The 25,426-nt window shown below is 62.3% G+C and carries 18 protein-coding genes; 16 read left to right on the top strand and 2 right to left on the bottom strand.

What is annotated here, in order from left to right; translation table 11 throughout:
• Positions 1 to 102: 102 nt before the first annotated feature.
• On the bottom strand, positions 103 to 2,430 hold the full coding sequence (locus tag ARADN35_RS0119285) for a heavy metal translocating P-type ATPase (protein WP_029414202.1): 2,328 nt from the start codon (positions 2,428 to 2,430) through the stop codon (positions 103 to 105).
• A 176-nt stretch (positions 2,431 to 2,606) separates the two neighbouring features.
• Between ARADN35_RS0119285 and ARADN35_RS0119280 the strand changes: the two genes are divergently transcribed.
• The 6 genes from ARADN35_RS0119280 (at position 2,607) to ARADN35_RS0119255 (ending at position 12,117) form a co-directional block, all read left to right on the top strand.
• Positions 2,607 to 2,810, top strand: a complete 204-nt coding sequence (locus ARADN35_RS0119280; protein WP_029414201.1) for a heavy-metal-associated domain-containing protein — start codon at positions 2,607 to 2,609, stop codon at positions 2,808 to 2,810.
• Positions 2,811 to 2,846: 36 nt separating this feature from the next.
• Complete coding sequence (gene cueR, locus ARADN35_RS0119275) at positions 2,847 to 3,413, top strand: Cu(I)-responsive transcriptional regulator (RefSeq protein ID WP_081474682.1); 567 nt, start codon at positions 2,847 to 2,849, stop codon at positions 3,411 to 3,413.
• Positions 3,414 to 3,548: 135 nt separating this feature from the next.
• On the top strand, positions 3,549 to 5,111 hold the full coding sequence (locus tag ARADN35_RS0119270) for a type I restriction-modification system subunit M (RefSeq protein WP_010465056.1): 1,563 nt from the start codon (positions 3,549 to 3,551) through the stop codon (positions 5,109 to 5,111).
• Complete coding sequence (locus tag ARADN35_RS27030) at positions 5,108 to 6,823, top strand: restriction endonuclease subunit S (RefSeq protein WP_139019213.1); 1,716 nt, start codon at positions 5,108 to 5,110, stop codon at positions 6,821 to 6,823. The genes ARADN35_RS0119270 and ARADN35_RS27030 overlap by 4 nt, the downstream gene beginning before the upstream one ends.
• Before the next feature lie 22 nt (positions 6,824 to 6,845).
• Positions 6,846 to 8,489, top strand: a complete 1,644-nt coding sequence (locus ARADN35_RS0119260) for an ATP-binding protein (protein WP_010465052.1) — start codon at positions 6,846 to 6,848, stop codon at positions 8,487 to 8,489.
• A gap of 151 nt (positions 8,490 to 8,640) precedes the next feature.
• Positions 8,641 to 12,117 carry a DEAD/DEAH box helicase family protein gene (locus ARADN35_RS0119255; RefSeq protein WP_010465050.1) on the top strand — a complete coding sequence of 1,159 codons (3,477 nt, stop codon included), beginning with the start codon at positions 8,641 to 8,643 and terminating at the stop codon, positions 12,115 to 12,117.
• A 117-nt stretch (positions 12,118 to 12,234) separates the two neighbouring features.
• Here the strand turns inward: ARADN35_RS0119255 and ARADN35_RS0119250 are convergent, their stop codons facing one another.
• Positions 12,235 to 13,032 carry a TetR/AcrR family transcriptional regulator gene (locus ARADN35_RS0119250; protein WP_029414200.1) on the bottom strand — a complete coding sequence of 266 codons (798 nt, stop codon included), beginning with the start codon at positions 13,030 to 13,032 and terminating at the stop codon, positions 12,235 to 12,237.
• 155 nt (positions 13,033 to 13,187) lie between these two features.
• On the opposite strand from ARADN35_RS0119250, the gene ARADN35_RS0119245 reads away from it, so the two are divergent.
• The 10 genes from ARADN35_RS0119245 (at position 13,188) to ARADN35_RS28040 (ending at position 25,040) form a co-directional block, all read left to right on the top strand.
• Positions 13,188 to 14,051 carry an ABC transporter ATP-binding protein gene (locus tag ARADN35_RS0119245; RefSeq protein WP_010465046.1) on the top strand — a complete coding sequence of 288 codons (864 nt, stop codon included), beginning with the start codon at positions 13,188 to 13,190 and terminating at the stop codon, positions 14,049 to 14,051.
• A complete protein-coding gene (locus ARADN35_RS0119240) occupies positions 14,048 to 14,929 on the top strand; it encodes a branched-chain amino acid ABC transporter permease (RefSeq protein ID WP_040420267.1) in 882 nt (293 codons plus the stop codon). The genes ARADN35_RS0119245 and ARADN35_RS0119240 overlap by 4 nt, the downstream gene beginning before the upstream one ends.
• On the top strand, positions 14,929 to 15,966 hold the full coding sequence (locus ARADN35_RS0119235; RefSeq protein WP_010465042.1) for a branched-chain amino acid ABC transporter permease: 1,038 nt from the start codon (positions 14,929 to 14,931) through the stop codon (positions 15,964 to 15,966). The genes ARADN35_RS0119240 and ARADN35_RS0119235 overlap by 1 nt, the downstream gene beginning before the upstream one ends.
• Before the next feature lie 17 nt (positions 15,967 to 15,983).
• Positions 15,984 to 17,165, top strand: coding sequence for an ABC transporter substrate-binding protein (locus ARADN35_RS0119230; protein WP_010465041.1), 1,182 nt, complete (start codon positions 15,984 to 15,986; stop codon positions 17,163 to 17,165).
• 13 nt (positions 17,166 to 17,178) lie between these two features.
• Positions 17,179 to 17,997 carry an ABC transporter ATP-binding protein gene (locus tag ARADN35_RS0119225; protein ID WP_010465039.1) on the top strand — a complete coding sequence of 273 codons (819 nt, stop codon included), beginning with the start codon at positions 17,179 to 17,181 and terminating at the stop codon, positions 17,995 to 17,997.
• Complete coding sequence (locus ARADN35_RS0119220) at positions 17,994 to 19,793, top strand: AMP-dependent synthetase/ligase (RefSeq protein WP_010465036.1); 1,800 nt, start codon at positions 17,994 to 17,996, stop codon at positions 19,791 to 19,793. Before ARADN35_RS0119225 ends, ARADN35_RS0119220 begins: the two co-directional genes overlap by 4 nt.
• 86 nt (positions 19,794 to 19,879) lie before the next feature.
• Complete coding sequence (locus tag ARADN35_RS0119215; RefSeq protein ID WP_010465034.1) at positions 19,880 to 20,677, top strand: enoyl-CoA hydratase/isomerase family protein; 798 nt, start codon at positions 19,880 to 19,882, stop codon at positions 20,675 to 20,677.
• Between the two features lie 83 nt (positions 20,678 to 20,760).
• A complete protein-coding gene (locus ARADN35_RS0119210) occupies positions 20,761 to 21,168 on the top strand; it encodes a DUF3592 domain-containing protein (protein ID WP_010465032.1) in 408 nt (135 codons plus the stop codon).
• A gap of 118 nt (positions 21,169 to 21,286) precedes the next feature.
• Positions 21,287 to 23,158, top strand: coding sequence for a glycosyltransferase family protein (locus tag ARADN35_RS0119205; RefSeq protein WP_010465031.1), 1,872 nt, complete (start codon positions 21,287 to 21,289; stop codon positions 23,156 to 23,158).
• Between the two features lie 577 nt (positions 23,159 to 23,735).
• Positions 23,736 to 25,040, top strand: coding sequence for a hypothetical protein (locus ARADN35_RS28040; protein ID WP_139019212.1), 1,305 nt, complete (start codon positions 23,736 to 23,738; stop codon positions 25,038 to 25,040).
• Positions 25,041 to 25,426: the final 386 nt, after the last annotated feature.

Below are 25,426 nucleotides of genomic sequence, written 5' to 3'. Positions count from 1 at the left end.
TATGGGTATGCCAATGCGTCCGCCGCCCATCCCCCGGGGCCACAGATTCGCAACAAATCGTTGCAGTTTGCCAGACATCGATGACCGCGCCGTACCTATTTATCACATGCGCCACCGCTTGAGTAAGAGGGCATTCGCCATCACGCTGACCGAACTCAGCGCCATCGCTGCCCCCGCCACCACCGGGCTCAGGTAGCCCAGCGCCGCCAGCGGGATGCCGGCCACGTTGTACGCAAACGCCCAGAACAGGTTCTGGCGGATTTTCATCACCGTACGGTGCGAGATGTCCAGCGCGGCTGCCACCAGCATCGGGTCGCCGCGCATCAGCGTGATGCCCGCCGCATGCATGGCCACATCCGTCCCGTTACCCATCGCCATGCCCACATCCGCTGCGGCCAGCGCAGGGGCATCGTTAACGCCGTCGCCCACCATCGCGACATGATGGCGCTTGCCGTCGCTGCCCTGTTGCAGCGCCGCCACCTTGGCCGCCTTGTCCCCCGGCAACACCTCGGCCATCACCTCGCCCGCGCCGGGGTCCAACCCTAGGCGCCGGGCCATGGCCTCGGCCGCACCCCGGTTGTCGCCCGAGATCATCACGGTGCGGATGCCACGCACCTTCAGCGCCGCCAGCGCCTCGCGCGCGCCGGGCTTGGGCTCGTCGCCAAAGGCCATCAGGGCGCGCAAGACATAGTGCACCCCCAAGCTCGGCGCTCTCGTGTCCTCGCTGCCCCCCAAGGGGGCGTCCGCGGCTTCGGGCGGCCGGGCGCCGCTCAACCCTTCCGTGACACGTTGCGCCACGGCCGACACGGTGGCGCCTTCCTGTTGCAGCGTCTCGGCCCTGGCAGCCAATGGCCCCATGTCCACACCCAGCTCGTGCATCCAGCGCAGGCTGCCCACCAAATAGCTCTGGCCGTCCACCTCACCCTCAGTGCCGCGCCCAGGCACGGCGCGCACATCCTGTGCTGTCGCCACGCGGATCTGCCGCTCGCCCGAAGCAGCCACCACGGCACGCGCCAGCGGGTGTTCGCTGCCGCTTTGCACGGCCGCCACCGCCGCCATCACGGCAGCCTCGTCCAGGCCGGGCACCACCTCAAACGCCGTCAGCCGGGGCTGGCCCACGGTCAGCGTGCCCGTCTTGTCAAAGGCCACCACATCCACCTTGTGCGCCAGCTCCAGCGCCTGCGCGTCCTTGATCAAAATGCCGTTCTTGGCCGCCACCCCCGTGCCCGCCATGATGGCCGCTGGCGTGGCTAGGCCCAGCGCACACGGGCAGGCAATCACCATCACCGCCACGGCGTGGATCAACGCGGCCTCCATGCCCACACCCATCCACAGCCACCCCAGCAGCGTGGCCAAGGCCACCACCAGCACCACGGGCACAAACACGGCAGACACCTGGTCCACCAGCCGCTGGATGGGCGCCTTGGCCACCTGCGCGTCTTCCACCAGCCGGATGATCTGGGCCAGCACCGTCTCGGCCCCCACGGCCGTCACGGCCATCACGATGCGCCCGTCGCCGTTGATCGAACCGCCCGTGAGCGCTGCACCCACATCGCGGGCCACCGGCAAGGGCTCGCCCGTGAGCATGGACTCGTCCACCTGCGTGTGGCCCTCATGCACCGTGCCATCCACCGGGATGCGTTCACCCGGCCGCACCACCAGCCGGTCGCCCACCAGCACCTCGGCCACCGGCACATCCACCTCGCCCTGCTTGGACAGCAAATGCACCACATCCGGCCGCAACGCATGCAGCGCGCGGATGGCGGCCGTGGTCTGGCGCTTGGCGCGCGCCTCCAGCCACTTGCCCAGCAGCACCAGCGTGACCACCACGGCAGACGCTTCAAAGTACAAATGCGGTGCATGTCCTGCATGGGCCGTGAGCCACAGCCACATCGACAAGCCCCAGCCCGCACTCGTGCCCAGCGCCACCAGCAAATCCATGTTGCCCGACAGCGCCTTGGCCGCATGCCAGCCCGCCTTGTAAAAGCGCGCACCCAGGATGAACTGCACCGGCGTGGCCAGCATGAACTGCACCCAGGCGGGCAGCATCCAGTGCTGGCCGAACAGGTCACCGACCATCGGTAGCACCAACGGCGCCGACAGCAGCAGGCCGATGCCCACGGGCATAAAACCAGCCCAGGGTGACAGGTCTTCGGGCACATCGTCTTGCCCTGCGGCACGCGGCTCGTAGCCCGCGTTGCGCACCGCGCGGCGCAGCAGCGCCTCCACCGCAGCCGCATCGGCACCCACGCTGGTGGCGAAGGCAATCCGCGCGGACTCAGTGGCCAGGTTGACCGAAGCCTCCTGCACGCCCGGCACCTTGCGCAGCGCACGCTCCACGCGGCCCACACAGCTTGCGCAGGTCATGCCGGAGATGCCGAGGTCCAGCGAATGGACGGCCTCAGAGGAATCGAGAGTTGGAGTGTTCATGGCGAGGATGGTGATCCTTGACGTGATGGCAAGGTCAAGCATTGATATTGATCAACCCTCACATCATGAGTGTCTTGAACGTGGTTTGACTCTGCCACGATGTCAAGCTTCAACATTCGCTTCGGTCGCTTCGGTCGCTTCAACGGCCCTCTTGAAAACCAACCCGAGGACACCCCATGACAACCACCACTACTTTCCAAGTTCAAGGCATGACCTGCGGCCACTGCGAACGCGCCGTCACCCAGGCCGTGCAGCAGATCGACCCCGACGCCCAGGTCCGCATCGACCGCGCCAGCGGCAAGGTGGACGTGGACAGCACCGCCCCGCGCGAAGCCCTGGCCGCCGCCATTGCCGAAGAAGGCTACACCGTCGCGGCCTGAGTGCCACGCCACCATGCACCCAGCGAGGGCCACACCATGACCACGCCCCACTCCACGCGGACCACGGCGGGCCAAGCCGCCAACGGAAGTAACGGCAGCAAAGGTAGCACTGGCATCACCGACACCAAGGCCACTACGAAGCCCCGCGCCACCTCCTGGCCCGTGCCCATCGGCGTCGCTGCCCAGCGCGCGGGCATCTCGGCGCGCATGGTGCGACACTACGAATCGCTGGGCCTCATCAGCGGCGTGGCACGCACCGACAGCGGCTACCGCCAGTACACCGAGGCCGACGTACACGCCCTGCACTTCATCCGCCGCAGCCGCGACCTGGGTTTCTCGATGGAAGAAATCGCCGAACTGCTGGGCCTGTGGCACGACCGCAGCCGCGCCAGCAGCCAAGTCAAGCGCATCGCCCAGGCCCACATCGAAGACCTGAGCGAACGCATTGCGTCGATGCAGGCCATGCAGCGCAGCCTGCAAACGCTGGTGTCGTGCTGCAAGGGCAACGACCGGCCGGACTGCCCGATATTGGATGACCTGGCGGCGGGGCAGGTGGAACACAGCGGCGCAAGGGCACCCCACAAAACGCTATTAAAAAAATAGCTATCAGCGCTTATCTATCAAGCGCCAGGGGCCAAAAATCCTTGAAAATTCCACAAACCAGGCCCCCAACAGCTCCCCCGCAGCTCCGCATGGCAGACTCTCAGGCTCTCTCACAGCCCCCCACAGACTGCCCCCATGCTCACCGGTGACCTGCGCAACAAAGTCGATCAAGTCTGGAATGCCTTCTGGTCCGGCGGCATCGCCAACCCCATTGAAGTCATTGAGCAGATCACCTACCTGCTCTTTCTGCGCGCGCTCGACAGCGACCAGACCCGCGAAGACAACAAAGCCCTGCGCCTCAAAACTCAGCCCGTGCGCCTTATCCCCGCAGGCGTGGATGTGCAAGAACGTCCGCACGACAACATGCGCTGGTCCCGCTTCAAAAATATGGCCCCGGCCGAGATGTTTGACGTGCTCAGCAACCAGGTCTTCCCCTTCCTGCGCGGCCTGCAAACCTCAGGCGGCCCGGCGGCTGAAAGCTCCTTTGCCCGCCACATGCAGGGCGCCCGCTTCACCATCCCCACGCCCGGCCTGCTCGCCAAGGTGGTGGACCTGCTCGACACCATTCCGCTGGACGAGCGCGACACCAAGGGCGACCTGTACGAATACATGCTCGGCAAGATCGCCTCTGCCGGGCAAAACGGCCAGTTCCGCACCCCGCGCCACCTCATCGACTTGATGGTGGCGCTCACGGCCCCCACGCCGCAAGACACCATTTGCGACCCCGCTTCAGGCACCTGCGGCTTTTTAGTGGCCGCAGGCGAATACCTGCGCCGCACCTACCCCGACATGCTGCGCGTGCCCGCGCAAAACGCGCACTTCCACCACGGCATGTTCCACGGGTACGACTTTGACAACACCATGCTGCGCATTGGCAGCATGAACATGGTGCTGCACGGCGTGGAACACCCTGCCATCGCATACCGCGACTCGCTGGCCGAAGGCGCTGCGGGCGACGCCGAGGCCTACAGCCTCATCTTGGCCAACCCGCCCTTTGCCGGCAGCCTGGACTACGAAAACACCGCCAAAGACCTGCTGCAAACCGTCAAGACCAAGAAGACCGAACTGCTCTTCATGGCACTGTTCCTGCGCCTGCTCAAGACAGGCGGGCGGGCGGCGGTGATCGTGCCCGACGGCGTGCTGTTTGGCAGCAGCAAAGCCCACAAGGAACTGCGCCGCAAGCTGGTGGAAGAGCAAAAGCTCGACGCCGTTATCAGCCTGCCCAGCGGCGTGTTCAAGCCCTACGCGGGCGTCAGCACCGCTATCCTGCTCTTCACCAAAACCATGAGCGGCGGCACGGACAGCGTGTGGTTCTACGACATGCAAGCCGACGGCTGGAGCCTGGACGACAAGCGCCAGCCCCTGCTGGATGCAAGCCTTTTAGGCCTGCAGGGCTTTGTGGACGGGCGCAACCAGCTATTAGAAGCAGAGCGCGCCAAAAACAACTTGCCCGACGTGCTTGAGCGCTGGGGCCAGCGGAACGGCACCGAACGCGACCGCCCCCGCACCGCCCAGAGCTTTTGCGTGCCCAAGGCGGACATTGAGGCCAATGGGTATGACCTGAGCATCAACCGGTACAAGGAAGTGGTACATGCACAGGTGCAGCACCGGGCGCCGGGGGAGATCTTGGCAGAGCTGCGGGCGTTGGAAGACGAGATTGCGCGGGGGATAGGGGTGTTGGAGGGGATGTTGAAGTGAGTGCCTATCCATCGACACCCCTTGGGTCGTGCGTCCTTCGCGTTGAAACATGGAACCCACTGCGCGCAGAACCAGATGATGAGTTCCGTTACATCGACCTCAGTGCAGTTGACCAAGACACCAAGTCCATTACAGAAGCACGCGAGATTGCTTGTGCTGAAGCGCCCAGCAGAGCGCGCCAACTGGTGCGAGCTGGTGATGTTCTGGTTTCAACGGTCAGGCCGAATCTGAATGGTGTGGCGCGTGTTCCCGATGATTTGAACGGTGCGACCGCGTCCACCGGGTTCTGTGTTCTGCGCCCTGATCCCGAAAAGCTCAGCGGCAGCTACTTGTTCCATTGGGTCAAGTCCGCTGCGTTTGTCGGCGATATGGTGAGCAAAGCCACTGGGGCAAGCTATCCCGCTGTTTCTGATCGCATCATTTTTGAGTCACTTTTCCCGCCGCCCCCGCTGGAAGAACAACGCCGCATCGCCGCCATCCTCGACCAAGCCGAAACCCTCCGAACCCAACGCCGCACCGCCCTGGCCCTGCTCGACAGCCTCACCCAGTCCCTCTTTCTCGATATGTTTGGGGACCCGGTGGCGAATCCGAAGGCGTGGCCCACGCCGAAGTTTGGAGAAGTTGGCACGCTTGATCGCGGCATCTCAAAGCATCGCCCACGCAACGCTCCTGAGCTTCTCGGTGGCAAACACCCACTGGTACAGACCGGGGAAGTTGCTAACTGTGATGGCTACATACGCAGTTACACGAGTACCTATTCAGACTTAGGGCTACGTCAAAGCAAGATGTGGCTAGCAGGAACGCTTTGCATCACGATTGCGGCCAACATCGCAAAAACAGGAATCTTGACTTTTGACGCCTGCTTCCCTGACAGCGTGGTGGGCTTTCAAGCAGATGACCCTGCTACGGTCGAATACGTCCGAGTGTGGCTTTCTTTTCTACAGAAGGCCCTCGAAGAATCCGCACCTGAGTCAGCACAGAAGAACATCAATCTCGCGATATTGCGCGGACTGAGCATCCCGTTGCCTCCCCTCCCCCTCCAACAAACCTTCGCCACCCGCATCGCCTCCATCGAAGCCCTCAAAGCCACCCACCGCCGCGCCCTGGCCGCGCTGGATGCGCTGTTTGCCTCGCTACAGCAGCGGGCCTTCAGTGGTGAGTTGACTCCGGCTGCTAGACGCGCTTCAGCCCAAAGCCTTGCGCAATTGCAGCAACTGGAAGCGTCCATCGGCCAGGAGGCATTGATCTTTATTACCAAGCGCATGCCCGATGGCGATCTCTACAACTCCCTCAAGGCGATCTACTTTGCGGACAGGCACCATCTGGAGCACCACGGGCGCCAGATTTACAACGAGACCTACAGCGCCTTAACCCATGGCCCGGTGCCGCAGGCCGCGTATGACGCTACGAACGTGCTCATCGGGAAGCTGATGTTCAGCAGCTTTGATGACGACGCTGTGCGCGCTGCACTGCGCCGCAAAGGCGATACGCTCACCGCGCTGCGCGATGCGGATTTCAGCAAGCTCAGCCGGGCAGTGATTGAAAGTCTGGAATGGGGCATCCGCTACTGCCGCGACATGAAGTTCGGGCAGACCAAGACGGCATCCCACGACAGCGCCTACGAGCGCACACCCAAGAACGAGGCGATCCCGCTGCAATACATCATCGATACGTTGCCGCCTGAAGCCCGTCAGCGCCACTGGAATCTCTAAGCTCCACAGTCCCGCTCACACCATGCCCACTTCCCTCACCCAGCTTCAACAATGGCTGCTTGAACCCGAAGGCCAGCGCCTGGAATTCAAAGAGGCCAAGCAGAACTACCACTTTGAAACCCTGGTCAAGTACTGCGTGGCCCTGGCCAACGAGGGCGGCGGCACCATGGTGTTGGGCGTGACGGACAAACGGCCCCGGCGTGTTGTGGGCACCCAGGCTTTCGAAGAGCCGGGCCGCACCGAGGCGGGTCTGCACCAGCGGCTGGGGCACCGCATTCCGGTGGAAGAGATGCGCTTGCCCGAGGGGCGCGTTCTGGTGGTGCACGTGCCATCGCGCCTGCCGGGTACAGCGTGGAATGTGGATGGCAGCTACTTCAAGCGCGCAGGCGACGACTTGGCCCCGCTGGCCGACCACGAACTGCGCGCCATTTTTGCCGAAGGTGGCCCCGATTTTTCGGCCCAGCCCTGCCCCGGTGCCACGCTGGCCGACCTGGAGCCCGAGTCCATCGCCCTGTTCCGCGAACGCTGGGCCAAAAAGAGCGGCGACGCGCGCAGGTACGAGCTGAGCGACCTGCAAACGCTACGCGATGCCGAGCTGCTGGTAGAGGGCGATCAGGTGAGCTATGCGGCGCTCATTCTGTTTGGCACGCGCGCAGGCCTCACGCGGTGGCTGGCGCAGGCCGAGCTGGTGTTTGAGTACCGCTCGTCCGAAGCCGCAGGCCCGGCGGCAGACCGCGAGGAATACCGCGCAGGCTTCTTTGCCTGGCAGGACGCACTGTGGAAAAAGATCAACCTGCGCAACGACCGGCAGAGCTACCAGGACGATTTCTTTCGCATGGACCTGCCCACGTTTGACGAGGTGCCCGTACGCGAGGCCTTACTGAACGCGGTAGCCCACCGCGACTACCGCCTGGGCGGCTCCATCTTTGTGCGCCAATTTGCCAAGCGGCTGGAGGTGGTGAGCCCCGGCGGCCTGCCGCCCGGCATCACGCCCGAGAACATCATTGACCAGCAATACCCCCGCAACCGCCGCTTGGCCGAGGCATTGGGGCGCTGCGGGCTGATCGAGCGATCCGGCCAGGGCCTGAACCTGATGATGGAAAGCGCCGTGCGCCAGGGCAAGCCGCTGCCCAGCTTTGCAGGTACGGCTGCGCATGAAGTACGGCTGACGCTGGAGGGTGGAGTGCGCAACCCTGCGTTTGTGCGGTTCATGGAGAGGCTGGGGGAGGAGACGCTGCGCAGCTTTTCGACGCTGGACTATCTGGCGCTGGAGCGGTTACACCAAGAAAAAGAACTAGCCCCCTCACTCAAAGAGCGCCTGCCTGGACTTGTGGCGGCAGGCGCTGTCGAATCGATAGGGCGTGGCAAGAACACGCGCTATATCCTCTCTGAGGCGTTGTACGCAACCCTGGGAGCCAGGGGCACGCACACACGCCAGCGAGGCCTGGACCGCGAGACGAACAAGGCGCTTCTGATCAAGCATTTAAGCAAACAGGAGGGACAAGGAGCCCCGCTGGCAGAACTGCGGCAAGTGTTGCCCTCCTTACCCGAAAGTGCTGTGCGGGATCTGCTGCGCGAAATGCGTACTGAGGGCCAACTTGCGCTAGTTGGCGAGCGCCGCTGGGCACGCTGGCATCTGGCTCAACGTGGGTCGTCTAAAGATTGAACATGAATAGAAACACTTTAGAGATTGGTCCGTTAGACAATTTTTCATTGAAAAACAACAAGTTATAAAGTTTTATCTAAAGCATAGATACATACCAAAGCTTTAGATGAAGTGATAGGTCGACATTTCTGAGGATCTGGAGGGATATCTCTTGAGCAGCCCGTCAAACTTTGCTTTCCTCCAGTCCGACTGGCCTGCCCTGCTGGCCGAAGCCCGCCGTGCCGAGGCGGCTGCCCATGCCGACCCGCGCACTGCATGCTTTTATGCACGCCGCACGCTGGAGCTGGCCGTGGCGTGGCTGTACCAGGCTGAAGGGGGCCGGGGTGGCTGCCTGCGCATGCCGTACAAGGCCGATCTGTCGGCGTTTTTGTTTGAGCCCAGCTTTCAGCAACTGGTGGGCACGGCGGTGCACGCCAAGATGGATGTGATTCGCCGACTGGGCAACCAGGCCGTGCACCACACCCGCCCAGTGCCGCCGCAAGACGCGCTCAACGCTTTGCGTGAACTGTTTCATGTGGCCTTCTGGCTGGCACAGCACTATGCGCGCCGCGTGGGCGACCGGCCTGCGGCGGGGCTGCAGTTTCGCGTAGACCTGTTGCCACCCCCTGCAAGCACAGCAGTGGCGCAAGAACAGGCAGCCAGCCGCGCAGCCCAGGCCGCCGCGCAAGAGGCACTGGCCAAGCAAGCCCAAGCCCTTGCAGAGCGCGACGCTGCCCTGCGCGAGACAGCCGCCCGCAATGCCGAGCTGGACGCAGAACTGGCTCGCTACCGCGCCGAGATTGCCGCCGCCAAGGCCGCCAACGCGACGCAGCCCGCCACAGCCCACGACTACAACGAGGCCGCCACGCGCGACCTGTTCATCGACCTGCTGCTCAAAGAAGCGGGCTGGGCACTGGACCAGCCGCGCGACCGCGAGTTTGAAGTGCAGGGCATGCCCAACAATGCAGTAGGCGAAGGCAAGGGCTTTGTGGACTATGTGCTGTGGAGTGGCGAAATCCCCCTGGCCATTGTGGAAGCCAAGCGCACCCGCCGCAGCGCCCAAGAAGGCCAGCAGCAAGCCCGCCTGTATGCCGACTGCCTGGCAAAAAGCACCGGCCACCGCCCCGTGATCTATGGCACCAACGGCTACGAGCACTGGATGTGGGACGACACCACCAGCCCGCCGCGCCCGGTGCAAGGCTTTCACACCAAGGATGAATTAGAACTGATGGCCCAGCGCCGTACCTCGCGCAAGCCGCTGGCCAGCCTGCCGATTGCGGCGGGCATTGTGGAGCGCCACTACCAGCAGCGCGCCATTCGCCGCATTGCCGAGACCTTTGAACGTGACCAGCACCGCAAGGCGCTGGTGGTGATGGCCACCGGCGCGGGCAAGACGCGCACGGTGATTGCGCTGGTGGATTTGCTCATGCGCGCGGGCTGGGCCAAGCGCGTGCTGTTCTTGGCCGACCGCGTGGCGCTGGTAAACCAGGCGGTGAACGCCTTCAAGGCCCATCTGCCCGACGCTGCCCCGGTGAACCTGGTGACCGACCGCGCTACCGAGGGGCGGGTGTACGTGTCCACCTACCCCACGATGATGGGGCTCATCAACGAGGGCGCCGGTGGTGGCCAGCGCCGCTTTGGCGTGGGCCACTTCGACCTGATCGTGGTAGACGAGGCGCACCGCTCCATCTACCAAAAGTACCGCACCATCTTCAGCTACTTCGACGCCCTGCTGGTGGGCCTGACGGCCACGCCTAAGGACGAAGTCGACCGCAACACCTACGGGCTGTTTGGACTGGAAAGCGGCGTGCCCACCGATGCCTACGGGCTGGACGATGCCATTGCCGAAGGCTACCTGGCGCCACCCCGGGCGATTTCGGTGCCGCTGAAGTTCCAGCGCGAAGGCATTCGCTACAACGAGCTGAGCGAGGACGAAAAAGACCAGTGGGACGCGCTGGAGTGGGATGAGGAAGGTGGTGAAGCCCCCGACGAGGTAAGCGCCGAAGCGGTAAACCAGTGGCTGTTCAACACCGACACGGTAGACAAGATGCTGGCCCTGCTGATGGAGCGCGGCCACAAGGTGGCGGGCGGCGACCGGCTGGGCAAGACCATCATCTTTGCCAAGAACCAGCGGCACGCCGAGTTCATCCAGGCGCGCTTTGACGCCAACTACCCCGGATACCGGGGCGAATTCGCGCGCACCATCACCTTCAAGACCGAATACGCGCAGTCGCTCATCGATGCCTTTGGGCAGAAGGACCGCGCGCCACACATTGCGATTTCGGTGGACATGCTGGACACCGGCATCGACGTGCCCGAGGTGGTGAATCTGGTGTTCTTCAAGATCGTGCGCTCCAAAGCCAAGTTCTGGCAGATGGTGGGGCGCGGCACGCGGCTGTGCAAAGACCTGTACGGTCCGGGGCAGGACAAGAAAGACTTCTTCATCTTCGACTTCTGCCAGAACCTGGAGTTTTTCAGCCAGGAGCTGGAAGGCAGCGAAGGCGCGCTGGCGCAGCCACTGTCGCAGCGGTTGTTCAATGCCCGGCTGGAGTTGATTGGTCTGCTGGACCAGCGCCAACAAGCGAACGGCGTCGCCGAAGAAGCGCTGCAATCGCCCGTGCTGACCGAGGCCGCTATTCGCCGTGACACGGCCTCGCTTCTGCACAGCGTGGTGGCGGGCATGTCACTCGACAACTTTGTGGTGCGCCCGCAGCGCCGCTGGGTAGAGACCTGGGCGCAGCCCGATGCCTGGAAGTGCCCCACATCGGAACAACTGGCCGAGGTGGCCGTTCACTTATCAGGGCTGCCGACGGCGGTGCGCGATGATGACGAGGACGCCAAGCGCTTTGACGCCCTGCTGCTGAACACCCAGCTGGCCCTGCTGCGCACCGAACCCGCGCTGGCCCGCCTGCAAACCAAGGTGCAGCAACTGGCGAACAGCCTGCTGGAGCTGGCCAACGTGCCCAGCGTGCGCGAGCACCTGCTGCTGATCGAGGCCGTGGCGGGCGATGAGTGGTGGCAAGACCTGACCCTGACGATGCTGGAGCAGGCGCGGCGCAAGCTGCGCAGCCTCATCAAGCTCATCGAGAAAAGCGGCCGCAAGGTGGTCTATACCGACTTTGAAGATGCCATCGACGAAACCGCCGAAGTGGATTTGCCATTGGTAGCCAGTGCGGTGGACTTTGAGCGTTTTCGCGCTAAGGCCAAGGTGTTCTTGCGCGCCCATGAAGACCGACTGGCACTGCACAAGCTGCGACGCAACCAACCACTCACGGCGGCCGACCTGCAAGAGCTGGAAGCCCTGCTGCACGAGGCGGGCGGCACAGACAGCGACATACAGCGCGCCCGCACACTACACACCAGCCTGCCAGTGTTTGTGCGTTCCCTGGTCGGCCTAGACCGCGAGGCGGCCATGGCAGCATTCACCACCCTGATTGCCGCAGGCTCCGCCAGCGCGAGCCAGCTGCAGTTCATCGAAGAAATCGTGCAGCACCTGACCGAGCACGGCGCCATGCCTGCCGCACGGTTGTACGAGTCACCGTTTACCGACATCCATGCCCAAGGGCCCGACGGCGTGTTTGACGGCAACAAGGTCGAACAGCTGTTTCGGGCCTTGCAGGGGTTGGAGCTGCAACAGGCAGCGGCCTAAGCCCAGCGCTTGAGGACTCAGCGCCGCTCGTTAAAGCTATCAAATAAATAGCATTTAGCGCTTGTACATCAAGCGCTAGAGGTCAATTTTTCTTGAATTCCGGCCCAACGCGGCGCATCAGTCTCCGCTGGACCGGACAGGGGTCTTGGCTTTGCCGCTCGCCGCACTGCGTTTGGGGACAGGCACAGCAGCGGCGTCCAGTGCAGTTTCGTCCGCGGAGCGCCGCAGCACCCCGTCACACAGCGTCGCAATGCACTGCTGCGCTACCTGCTCGGGCGTGTATTCGCCACCCGGCTGGTACCAGCGGCCGATCCAGCTCAACGCCCCCGCAATCACAAACGCCGTCATCTTCGGGTCGCAGGGCTGCAGCGAGCCTTCTGCCACACCCTCGGCCACCAGGCGGCGGAACTCCTGGTCGATGGCGGACTTGAGGCGGCGCAGCTCCTTGCGGCTCTCGGGCGGCAGCTGCTCGTCGCCCACGCGGATCAGGCACATGCCGAAGTCCTGCGTGACGATGCGCGCATACACCTGCATGCAGGTCATGAGCTGGTCGATGGCCTTGCCGCCGGCCGCGCGCGAGGCGTCGATGCCTTCGAGCATCATCGTGAGCCCCTTGCTCACGCACTGCAACAGGATCTCGTCCTTGTTCTTCACGTAGTAGTACAGCGTGGGCTTGGTCACGTTCAGGCGCGCGGCAATGTCGTCGAGCGAAGTGGCGTGAAAGCCGCGCTCGTTGAACAGCTGCGCCGCAGCCTGTAGCACAGCGTTGCGCTTGGCCTCGCGCTGGCGCTCACGGTGCGACACCGGGGCCCAGGGCGAAGCACTGGCCGGGTCAGACTCCGGCGCTGCTGACGAAGGTCGTGGCGCCGCTCGCGGGGCGCTGCGGGGGGACGATGCCGCTTTGGCAGAGGGCATGGGTGGCGATTCCTCGGGAAAGTACGGATGCTGAATGGGGTGGCGGCTTCCAGAATCTACTCACGAGTAAACAGTTTACGCACAAGTAGGAAATTTCTGCTGGGTCCGGGAGAAATTTCTGTCAAAAGCTGCAGTCAACCCGTATTAGAAAGCCAATGGAGACAACCCCTTTCGGCCCCCCTGCCGCCGCCCCCCTGCTCCAGGTAGATGGCGTGACCCTGGCGTTTGGCGGCGTGAAGGCGCTGACCGGTGTGGGGTTTGATGTGCAGCCGGGCTCCATCACCGCCGTCATCGGCCCCAACGGCGCGGGCAAGACCTCGCTGTTCAACACCATCTCGGGCTTTTACCGGCCCAGCCAGGGCTCCATCCGGTTTCAGGGGCAGGACATCACGCGCATCCCGGCGCCGCAGCGCGCCAAGCTGGGCCTGGGCCGCAGCTTTCAGAACATTGCGCTGTTCCGTGGCATGACCGTGCTCGACAACATCAAGCTGGGCCGCCACGCGCACCTCAAAACCAACGTGCTCCAAGCGCTGTTCTACCTGGGCCGCGCGCGCCGCGAAGAGGCCGAGCTGCGCCGCGACATCGAGGAGCGCATCATCGACTTCCTCGAAATCGACCACATCCGCCATGCGCCCGTGTCGGCCCTACCCTACGGCTTGCAAAAACGCGTGGAGATGGCCCGTGCGCTGGCGATGCAGCCGCAGATCCTGATGCTGGACGAGCCCGTGGCCGGCATGAACCGCGAAGAGACCGAAGACATGGCGCGCTTCATCCTCGACGTGCGCGAAGAGTGGGGCGTGACAGTGCTCATGGTGGAGCACGACATGGGCATGGTGATGGACCTGTCGGACCACGTGGTGGTGCTCAACTTCGGCCAGGTCATCGCCCAGGGCGCCCCCGCTGCCGTGCAGGCTGATCCCGAAGTCGTCCGCGCTTACCTGGGTGCCGGTGATGTGGGCGACCTGCGCGCCAAGCTGCGGGCCAGCAGCCAATCCACCACCCCGCAGGGAGCCGCATGATGGACTGGGCCTACCTGTTTGAAATCAGCCTCACCGGCGTCACGGGCGGCGGGCTGTACGCCCTCGCTGCGCTGGCCTTCGTGATGGTTTACAAGGCCACGCGCGTCGTGAACATCGCCATTGGCGAGCTGCTCATGGTCGGTGCCTATCTGTTCTTCACCTTTGCCGCCACGTTTGCGCTGCCGCTGTGGCTGGCCATTCCGGCGGCCGTGCTGGGCACAGGCCTGCTGGGTGCCGTGATCGAGCGCACCATGATCCGCCCGCTGCTGGGCGAGCCACCCATCTCCGTTTTCATGGTCACAGTGGGCCTGGCCTCGGTGCTCGTGGGCCTGGTCGAGATGATCTGGACCGCCGACCAGCGCCGCCTGCCCGACTTCATGCCCAGCCAGCCCATCATGGTGGGCGACGCGTTCCTCGCGCCCAAGGTGTTTTGGGGTGCGGTGATTGCCATCGTGTTCATCGCGGCGGTGCTGGTGGTGTTCCGCTTCTGGCGCGGTGGCGTGGCCCTGCGCGCCACGGCCAGCGACCAAGCGGCCGCGTATTCGGTAGGCATCAACGTGCCGCGTGTGTTCTCGCTGGCCTGGGTGGTGTCGGCCATGATCGCGGCGGTCTCCGGGATCATCGTTGGCTCGATTGGCGGCATCTCGTCCAGCATGGGCGTGTTCGGTCTGTCGGTGCTGGTGGTGGTCATCGTGGGCGGGCTCGACAGCGTGCTGGGCGCACTCATCGGGGGGGTGCTCATCGGTTTGATCGAAGCGCTGGCCGGGGCCTACCTGGGCGGTGAATACAAGCTGCTGGCCACCTTCATCGTGCTGGTCGCCGTGTTGCTGGTGCGGCCCTACGGCCTGTTCGGCACCCACGAGATAGAGAGACTCTGATGCGCATCGGAACCCTCAAGGAAACCTACATCGCCGACGCGGCGCTGTTCGACTCGCGCACGCAAAAAGTGTGGCTGGCCGTGGGCGCCGCGCTGCTGGTGCTGTTCCCGTTCATGGCCAGCGACTACTGGCTGTACCTGGCCTGCCTGGTCAGCATCAACGTGGCCAGCGCCACGGGGCTCAACATCCTCACGGGCTACACAGGCCTGGTCAGCCTGGGGCAGGCCGCCTTCATGGGCCTGGGCGCCTACACCGTGGCCGTGCTGGAAACCAAGGTGGGCACGCCCTTTGTGCTCAACCTGCTGGCCGGTGGCTTTGTCGCGATGCTGGGTGGCATCGTGGTGGGCATCCCTTCGCTGCGCGTGAAGGGGCTGTACCTGGCGATTGCCACCATTGCCGCATCGTTCATTGCGCACTTCATCTTTGCCAACTGGAAGTTCACCGGCGGCACCGGTGGCCTGAGCGTGCCGCCCGCCAAGCTGTTTGGCATGGCGCTCGACACCTCGTTCCGGCTGTACTGGCTCATCGTGCCGGTCACCCTCCTCATGCTGCTGGGCGCGGCCAACCTGTTCCGCACGCGCGTGGGCCGTGCCTTCATCGCGATTCGCGACCGCGACATCTCGGCCGAGGTGCTGGGCATTCCGCTGCTGCGCTACAAGCTGCTGTCGTTTGGCCTGTCGTCGTTCTACGCGGGCGTGGCGGGGGGGCTGTGGGCCTACTTCTTTCGCGTGGTCACGCCCGAGAGTTTTCCGCTGCTCATGTCCATCTTCTTCCTCGCGGCCATCATCGTCGGCGGCATGGGTTCCATCCTGGGCGGCATCCTGGGCGCGGTGTTCATGACCATGGTGCCTGAGCTGCTCAAGCTCCTGGTGGGCCTGCTGCCCGGGGGTGCGGAACTCACCGTGTTCCTCTCGCCTGTACGCACCGTCATTTTTGGCCTGCTCATCATCGGTTTCCTCGTCTTCGAGCCCCATGGCCTGGCCGAAGTGTGGCGGCGCATCCGCCGTTTTTTCCATCTCTGGCCTTTCCGCAACTAAACCATTCAGGAGACAACATGGACACACCACACACTTCCTTCCAGCGCCGCCACCTGCTGCTCGGTGCCGCTGGCGCCGCCGCGCTCACCAGCCCGCTGTCGGTGCTGGCGCAGTCGGGTGAAGACATCGTGATTGGCGGCTCTATCCCGCTCACGGGTGTGTTCGCGTTTGCGGGTGTGGGCATCAACGCAGGCATTGGCGACTACGTGAAGATGGTCAACGACGCAGGCGGCATCAAGGGCCGCAAGCTCAAGTACGTGCCCGAGGACACGGGCTACAAGGTCGATGTGTCCGTGGCCGCGTACAAGAAGATCACCAGCCAGAACAAGGTGAACCTGTACTACGGCGACTCCACCGGCTTTTCCAAGACCATCAACCCCGAGCTGGACCGTGCAGGCACCACGCTGATGGCCGGGGCCTCGTTCGCATCCGAGCTGAACGACCCTGCCAAGTACCCGAACCAGTTCCTCGTGGGCCCTGACTACACGGAGATGTTCGGCATCCTGCTCAAGCACATCGCCAAAGAGAAGCCCGGCGCCAAGGTGGCCTTTGTGTACTCCGACTCCGAGTTCGGCCGCGACCCCATCGAGAAAAGCGAGGCTGCCGCCAAGGCGCTCGGCCTGTCGGTGCCCGTCAAGATCATGACGCCCGCAGGCAGCGTGGACGTGTCCACCGAAGTCATCAAGCTGCGCCGCGCAGCGCCCGACTACACCATCTTCCACGGCTACATCCTGGCCCCCATCCCCGAGTTCATCACCCAGGGCAAACAACAGGGCATGACCAGCAAATGGATGGGCACCTTCTGGACCATGGACAGCTCCACCGTGATGAAGATGGGCGAGGCCGCCGACGGCTTCATGGGCGTGATGCCCTACCGCTACTACTACGACACCGAGAAGGCGCCGATGCTGGAGAAGATCCGCGCGCTGCGGCCCGAGTACCAGAGCACGGCCTACATCCAGGGCTTCCTGGCCGCCATGCTGTTCACCGAATCGGCCAAGCGCACGCTGGATGCCGGCAAGCCACTCGATGGCAAAAACCTCAAGGCCGCGCTCAACAGCATCAAGGACTTCGACACCGGCGGGCTGATCGGCGTGCCGATCACCATCAGCGGCAACTCCATCCCCGTGGGACGCGTGTACCGCGCCGACATGAAGGCGCAAAAAATGGTGGCCGCATCTGACTGGATCAAGCTCTGACCTCGCCCTTGCCATGACCCAGCCAACCCCGGCCAACGTCCTCGAAGTCAACAACATCGAGGTCATCTACAACAAGGTGGTGCAGGCCCTGCGCGGCCTGTCGCTGGCCGTGCCACGTGGGCAGATCGTGGCGCTGCTGGGCAGCAACGGGGCAGGCAAAAGCACCACCCTCAAAGCGGTGTCGGGGCTGCTGGCGCTCGAAGACGGCACGGTGGAGAGCGGCAGCATCCACTTCAATGGCCTGCCCACAGCGGCCTTGGCGCCGCAGCAACTGGTGCGCAACGGCCTGAGCCACGTGATGGAAGGCCGCCGCGTTTTTGAAGACCTCACGGTCGAAGAGAACCTGGTGGCGGCCACCTATGCGCTCACGGGGCGCAAGGATGCGACGCCGGATTTCGACCTGGTCTACAGCTACTTTCCACGTCTGCATGAGCGGCGCAAGGGCCTGGCCGGTTATCTGTCGGGTGGCGAGCAGCAGATGCTGGCCATTGGCCGCGCGCTCATCGCACAGCCCCAGCTCATCCTGCTCGACGAGCCCTCGTTGGGCCTGTCGCCGAAGCTGGTCGAAGACATCTTCACCATCATCGCGCGCATCAATGCCGAGCGGGGCACCAGCATGCTGCTGGTGGAGCAGAACGCCACCGTGGCCCTGGCCGTGGCGCACCGGGGCTACATCATGGAGAACGGCAAGATCGTGATCGACGGCACGGCCGAACGCCTGGCCAACGACCCCGATGTGCGCGAGTTCTATCTGGGCATGGGCGGTGGTGGCGAGGCCAAGAGCTTCAAGGACATCAAACACTACAAGCGCAGAAAGCGCTGGTTGTCATGACCCTTCCCGACCTCACCCTGCCCCAGATGCTGCGCGAGCGCGCACGCACCGACGCGGACCGCATCGCCATCCGGCAAAAGGACTTCGGCATCTGGAAGCCCTTCACCTGGGCGCAGTACCACCAGCGCGCCAGCCACTTCGGCCTGGGCCTGCGGGCACTGGGCCTGCCTGCGGGCGGGCATGTGGGCGTGATCTCCGAGAACCGCATCGAATGGGTGCTGGCACAGATGGGCGCAGGCCTGGTGGGCGCCGTGACGGTGGGCGTGTACCCCACCAGCCCCACCAACGAAGTGGCCTATGTGGTGGGCCATGCCGACATCGAGATCATGGTCTGCGAAGACCAGGAGCAGACCGACAAGCTGCTGGCCGCACTGCCCGAGCTGCCGCGCCTGAAAAAGATCGTGGTCATGGAGACCAAGGGCCTGCGCAGCTTTGCGCCCGAGGTGCGGCAGTTCATCACCACCTTTGACGAGGTCGAGCAGTTGGGCGCAGCGTCGGGCCAACAAACCATCATCGACGACGCCCTCGCACGCCAGCGGCTCGACGATGTGGGCCTGATGATCTACACGTCGGGCTCCACCGGCAAGCCCAAGGGCGCGATGATTTCGTACCGCAACATCCGGGGCGTGGTGCCGGGCATCATGGACCGGCTGGAGCTGTCGCGCGAGACCACCCACCTGTCGTACCTGCCCCTGTGCCATGTGGCCGAGCAGATGCTGACCAGCTTTGTGCCGGTGTACATCGGCTCGCAGGTGAACTTCGGCGAATCCATCCGCACCGTGCAGGAAGACCTGCGCGAAGTCGCGCCCACCATGTTCCTCGGCGTACCGCGCATCTGGGAAAAGCTGCACGCCGCTATCAGCATCAAGGTGCAGGAAACGGGCGGCCTGCGCCGCGCGCTGTTCCACAAGGCCTACAGCGCGTGCAAGCCGCTCGCCGAAAAGCCGCGCAGTGCCTGGAGCGCTGGCGACAAGCTCACTTATGCCGCCAGCTACTGGCTGGTGTTCCGCGCGCTGCAGAACTTCATCGGGCTGCGCAATGCCCATGTGGCGCTCACCGGCGCCGCGCCCATTCCGCCCGATGTGGTGCGCTTCTTCCGCGTGCTGGGCGTGCCGCTCATCGAGGTGTATGGCCTGACCGAATCCACCGGCATGGTCACGGGCCACCGGCTGGACCATGTGGTGGTAAGCACCGTGGGCGTGCCCACGCTGGGCGTGGAGCACCGCATTGCGGACAACGGAGAGCTTCAGATCAAAGGCGAGATGGTGTTTGCGGGCTACTACAAGAACCCCGAGGCCACGGCCAGCAGCATCGTAGGCGGATGGCTGCACACGGGCGACGTGGTGCGCGAGGAGCGCGGCCAGATCCAGATCGTGGACCGCCTGAAAGACATCATGATCACGGCGGGCGGCAAGAACCTCACGCCCTCCGAGATCGAGAACACCATGAAGGGCAGCCCCTTCATCAAGGAATGCATCATCGTGGCCGAGGCGCGCAAGTTTGTGGGTGCGCTGGTGATGATCGACTACGAAACTGTGGGCAAATGGGCCGAGGCGCGGCGCATCCCGTTCACACACTTTCGCTCGCTGGTGGAACACCCCGAGGTGCGCAGCCTCATCGACGCCGAAATCAACCAGGGCAATCAGCGCCTGGCGCAGGTCTCACAGATCCGCAAGTTCCACCTGCTCACCAAAGAGCTGGACCACGATGACGGCGAGGTGACCGCCACCATGAAGGTGCGCCGCTCCAGCATCTACAAGACCTATGCGGCCGAGATCGAGGCGCTGTACCACTAGCCCGGGGCTCACCCCGCGCCGTGCAGATTACTATCAAAACAGGAGCTATCAGCGCATACCCATAACGCGCCAGAAGCCAATTTGACATGAAAAACACCGCCGCCGCCCCTACCGCCCCCCTGCTGCTGGAACGAAACGGCGCCATCGCCACGCTGCGTTTCAACCGGCCCGATGCGCTCAACGCCATCGACGTGCCCATGGCCAACGCCGTCCTCGCCGCCGTGCAGACCGTTGCCGCCGACCCTGGCGTGCGCGCCGTGGTGCTGTGTGGCAACGGCCGGGGTTTCATGGCCGGTGGCGACCTGGCCACGCTGCGCGCCGACCCGGTGCAGGGTGCCATCGACATTCTCACGCCGCTCAACGCAGCACTGCTCCTGCTGGCGCAGATGAACGCGCCCGTCATTGCGCAAGTGCACGGTGTGGCCGCCGGCGCGGGCCTGAGCCTGCTGCTCATGGCCGACTACGTGATCGCCGCCGAAGGCACACGCCTGAACCTTGCCTACATCAACCTGGGCGCCAGCTGCGACGTGGGCGCATCGTGGGCGCTGCCGCGCCTGGTGGGCGTGCGCAAGGCGCTGGAAATCGCGCTGATGGGTGAAGCCTTCACGGCCGGCGACGCACTGCGCATGGGCCTCATCAACCGCATCGTGCCTGCCGTCGAACTGGAGACGGCCACCACCACCCTGGCCCAGCACCTGGCCGCCGGGCCCACCGTGGCCTACGGCGCCATGAAGCGCCTCATGCGCGAATCGATGGACCGCCCCCTGTCCGAGCAGTTGGCTGCAGAAAAGGACGCCTTTGTGCACTGCGCGGGCACCGAGGACTTCCGCGCGGGGGTAGAGGCCTTTCACCAACGCCAAAGCCCGCAGTTTGTGGGCCGATAAAAGGGTAGCTGTGTAGCCGCCAGCAGCCCTACCCTGGCGCTCCAAAGCCCTTACACTTTCACCAAAAAGGATGGAGGTGGGGTATGAAGAAAACGCTTCAACAAGGCAAACTGCTGTTCAAAATCCTCGGCGCCCTTGCCGGGATCGTGTTCATCGTCTTTGGAATGCAGGAACGGTCCGAGCTTTCCAGGACCCTCAAAATCGGCAAACACGCCGTGGTCGAGCCCATCACGCAGTACACGGAATTCAAGAAAAGCGGCTCCACTACGTACACCGCCGAGTTCCGCTTCAAGACAGACAACGGCCAGCAGATAGTTGTCAAACACAGCTTCCCGGAAGAAGTGCTGGCCGAATTCAAAGCCAACCGCCCGGTCGAGATCGCCTATATGCCCAGCGACCCGAGCAGTTTTGTGTTCGTGAAGCAACAATATTCCTGGACGCTGGTGCTGATCGGCGGCGCATTGTTCATTGCCGCGCTGCTGCTGGCCTGACACGGGCAACGGGGCAGCTTCGCAACGACGCAGACACCGAGGTGCTGGTGTTCGAGCTGGAAAGTTCCCGCCTGAAGCTTTGGCACATTCGAATCCACTTCTACCAATACCGCCATTTATGAATGCCTCCCCCTCGCCCCACCCGTCGCATTCCACCAGCACCTGGGTGGCGGCACTGGTGCTGCTGGCGCTTGGTTTCATTCAGCTGTATTACTGTGACTTGACCTTTCATGGCCCGGATCAGATTCGGGACATGGACACGGTGCGCCTGTGGCTGCACCAGGGCCAATGGCCCCACAACAGCACCCCGTTTAATGGGCGCCTGTACCTTCCACCGGGGTTTTACTATCTGCTGGCACTGCCGCTACTCGTGGTCGACAGCGAAATTAGCATCTTCATCGCGTTCGGCCTGTTCTATGTGGCTTGTATCGCCTACGCATGGCGCACGCTGCGCCTGCACCTGGGAGAACGCACGGCGCTCGCCTACTTGGCGCTGGCCATGCCGATTTTTAGCAGCGTCTATACCCACAGCGCCTGGAACCCTGCGCTGGTGATAGGCCTGTCCAACTTGGTATTGGCATTGTGGATTCAGAGCCTGCACCAGCCCCGCCGAGGGTGGTTTGCGCTGGTGTTGGTAATGTTTGTGCTGGTACAGGTTCACCCTTCTGCCGCACCACTCGGAGTCGCACTGGGCCTCTATGCACTAGCTCATCCGGCTGTGCTCAGGCACCGCTCCACCTTGGCCTCCACTGTCATCGTGTTGACCCTCACCGCCTTATGGGCAGCGCTGGCCCAACCCTGGAAAGCCCCGCACATCGTGTCCGCCCCGCCTCCGCCTGCCCCGGGTGGCTGGTCGGCCCTGCCCGCCAGACTGCTGGACGTAGGCAAGTGGTGGGACGCATTGGCCATGCCTTACCGGATGATCGAGGGCATCAGCCCCGCAATCCCGGTGGTCACCGCCGCCGCAGCAGTGCTGCTGGGGTTCATGCTCGTGGGTGTGGTGCTGGGTCTGGTGTATGCCGCCCGCACGCGGACCATGCGCTGGGTGGCGCTGGCGCTTGTGCTGTGGTGGGTGCTGGCAATGACGTTCCTGTCGTACGGGGGCTTCTGGCACCTGGATGTGATCCAGCCCTGGCTGGCCGTGATGGCGGCCTATGGCTGGACACGCGCCAGTGAGCAATGGGGCTGTCCCCACGCGCCGTGGCTGTGGGGCACCGCAGCTGCCGGGGTCCTGGCCCTGGGCGGGCAGGTAGAGCTGTATCGGCATTTTGAGGCCCACGGCAAGCTCGATGTGGCGGCCAACACATCGTTCTTTCCGCGCATACAAGATGTGGAGCGCCACATCCCCTCCTTCAGCTACCGGTACCTGCACGCCATGCAAACCTATTTGCAAGCCGAGGGCATCTGCCAAAACCAGCTGCGCGGCCTGCACTGGATGCTGGCACGCGATATGACCAACCGCCAGTTTGACGCCCGCTGCCGCGAAGCCCCCGTCCACCCGCCCGCCACGCAATACCTGATCGAGCCCACCCACCCCACAGGGCCCTGGGAACTAACGCAGGGCCTCGTCCCCGTGGCCACGCTGCCCGCCGCTGCGGTATACGCATTGACGCCACTGCCAATGCGCATCAACGGCCGTGAAGGTGGCAATGTCTTTTCCGATGAGAAGATTGACTACATGACATTTTGGTCTGCCCGCCACGACCGAGGCATCATGATCGAGTTGAGCACGGAAGGCCCCACGGTGCTGCGCGTGTCGCTGCGCTGTACCGACGAGACCATCTTGCGCCTGCCGGACAGCTGGACACTGTCCCACGCCACCTCCACAGCGCCGCCACGCGCCACCCAAGCAAAGTACATGGGCAGCAACTACTACACGTTTGAATGGACGCTGCACCCCACACAGACCTACACCCCCATCACCCTGGCCACACCAGCAGTCTTGACCTACTGCGACGTGTCGGCTGCAGCACGCGTGATGAAGGGCTGATCCAGCAGCTTCATTCATCACTACACCCGCTTTGCGGCAGCATCCGCTGACTTGACGCCTCCGGATGGGGCGTGAATAAGTTTTTCTGCCATCGAAAGACTCACTGATCTGGCACATGTGAAGTCTTCGATGAACTTGGGCATTATCCCGCCACAGCAGTCAAAAACGTGCCATCCGAATACAGATAATCAAAGCAAGTTCACACCGTCCGAATTGATGACGCCGAACCGATGCGGGTACTTTCCACCATCACCTCCGGCCGGACCGAAGTGCTGGCCGCACTCAAGATAAAAAGCCAGTCTACGACGCTCAAATGACCCTTCTGCAGTGGCAGGCCGAAAGGCTCGTTCTATGCAGATCAACGGCTTACAGCATTTGGCGTCGAACTCGGGTGGCAGGGGAGTATTTCAGCAGCCTGCTAACCTTGTGGATTTTTTGCCACATCGTTTCAACTATTTACTATAGTTAAAATTGCGTACCGTATGATAAATATCGCAAGGCAATAGATATTGCAATGCAAATGTACCCACATGCCATTTCAGTTTATGTGATGGTGGGATATTGAATCCAATATTTTATGAATATGAATCATTTAATTGCAAGAGCGATAGTCGTAGGTGTCTCTGCTTTGGGCATAGCCACCTTAAGCCACGCCGAGTCTTTTACTATCCAGCTAGATGGTCCGATGGATCCCTTGTACGGTATTCAGAATAGCTCATTCCACGGAAAGCTAACCACATGCGGGTATAAGCTCCAAAATGAAAATCATGCGGGCTGCACTGGCAACGTCTCGTATGGTGCATGGTTTGACGGGCCAATCAATCCATATAAATATAATGGAAATACATATTTTCAGGTACCCCACTCTCAGAATTTTAGATTTAAATTGCCAAGCCACAATTGGGGAAATCGTCTAACCTGGATTCTTGAGCCTGCCAGTTTTACTGCGGGATATCCGGAAGGTGCTCCACTCAGCCCCCCCGTAACAGACACAGATCAATCTCACTACAACATGGCCCATTGGATATATGCGCCGTATGTAGTGGGATCAACTATTTATGGACTGACCCACCACGAATGGTACCCAGAAGTAGCGCCGTTTGGCGGCAAAATAGTTGCCGATAGCGTTCCGGTATGGGGAATAGGCTGGATTAGCTCAACCAATGGAGGGGTGAGTTGGGCGATGAAGCCCATTAATTACAGTGCGCCAAGCAATGCAGATAGGCTGGTGATTGTTCCCGAACCATACAACAGCACCTACACCCAACAATATGGTTTCGCGCACCCTTCAAATATCGTAAAGGAAGGTATTTATTATTATTCCTTTGTGACTTCTATATCTTACAAGCCAGGAGGCGTCCAAGAGCGCGGCGTTAGCATCATTCGTACATCGAATCTTGCTTCTGCGACCGGGTGGCAGTTTTGGAATGGATCAAGCTGGACTACAGTAAATCACGGTACATACCAAGGAGGGAGCAGCACTCAGCAACCCTACATCTTCTGGAAAGAGACCGCCAACGCATGCACCATATTGTTTGCACACAACGTCCGCAAACATTCCCCTAGCGGGAAATGGATCATACTAGGCTCCGCCTCCTGCGCGAACAACCCCAAGCGCGCTACATTTACCTGGATTGATAATTTATCCAATCCCTCCTTCCTTGACAAAACTGCGGCCGGGCAGCCAAGATATCCTGAGTTCATCAATCAAAATGGCTACAGTATGCCAGCAAATAAATATGTGAGCTTTTTCAACATTGATCCAAATATCAGTTCGGGAGACAATTACGAAACGATTGGGAACAAGCCTCTTTTAGTTGGTGTTGATGAAGGCTTAGGATTTATATCCCATCAATTTTTAACCATCACTTACACACCATAAAATCGCAAGACATTCGGCATTAGAGGCTTAATGGGCCGCATGATGCGACCCATTATTTTATCGATAAAAGTCTGGTATAACTTTCAGCATCCAGCCGTCTAGGTGCAAAGCATGGTCCGCCTTCGTACGTACACACTATATTATCGATCAAAAAATCTTCAAATTGAGTGAGCACATCCAATGCACCATCCTTACCGAATTCAAATCCAATGATTAACAATACAAACACCTCGAAAAATATTTTGGGTTGGATGGGTTGGACGTGGCGCTTGGTCAACCTTGTGTAAATCAGTCTCGATTTGTGGAATTTTACTTAGAATATCATTATCATCAGTTATTTTGCGAATAAAATTTAATATTTACACAAAAATTTACCCCTGTAATAA

It is taken from the genome of Acidovorax radicis N35 (genome assembly GCF_000204195.1).
GTDB lineage: Bacteria > Pseudomonadota > Gammaproteobacteria > Burkholderiales > Burkholderiaceae_C > Acidovorax > Acidovorax radicis.
This window is presented reverse-complemented; position numbering and strand designations above follow the sequence as displayed.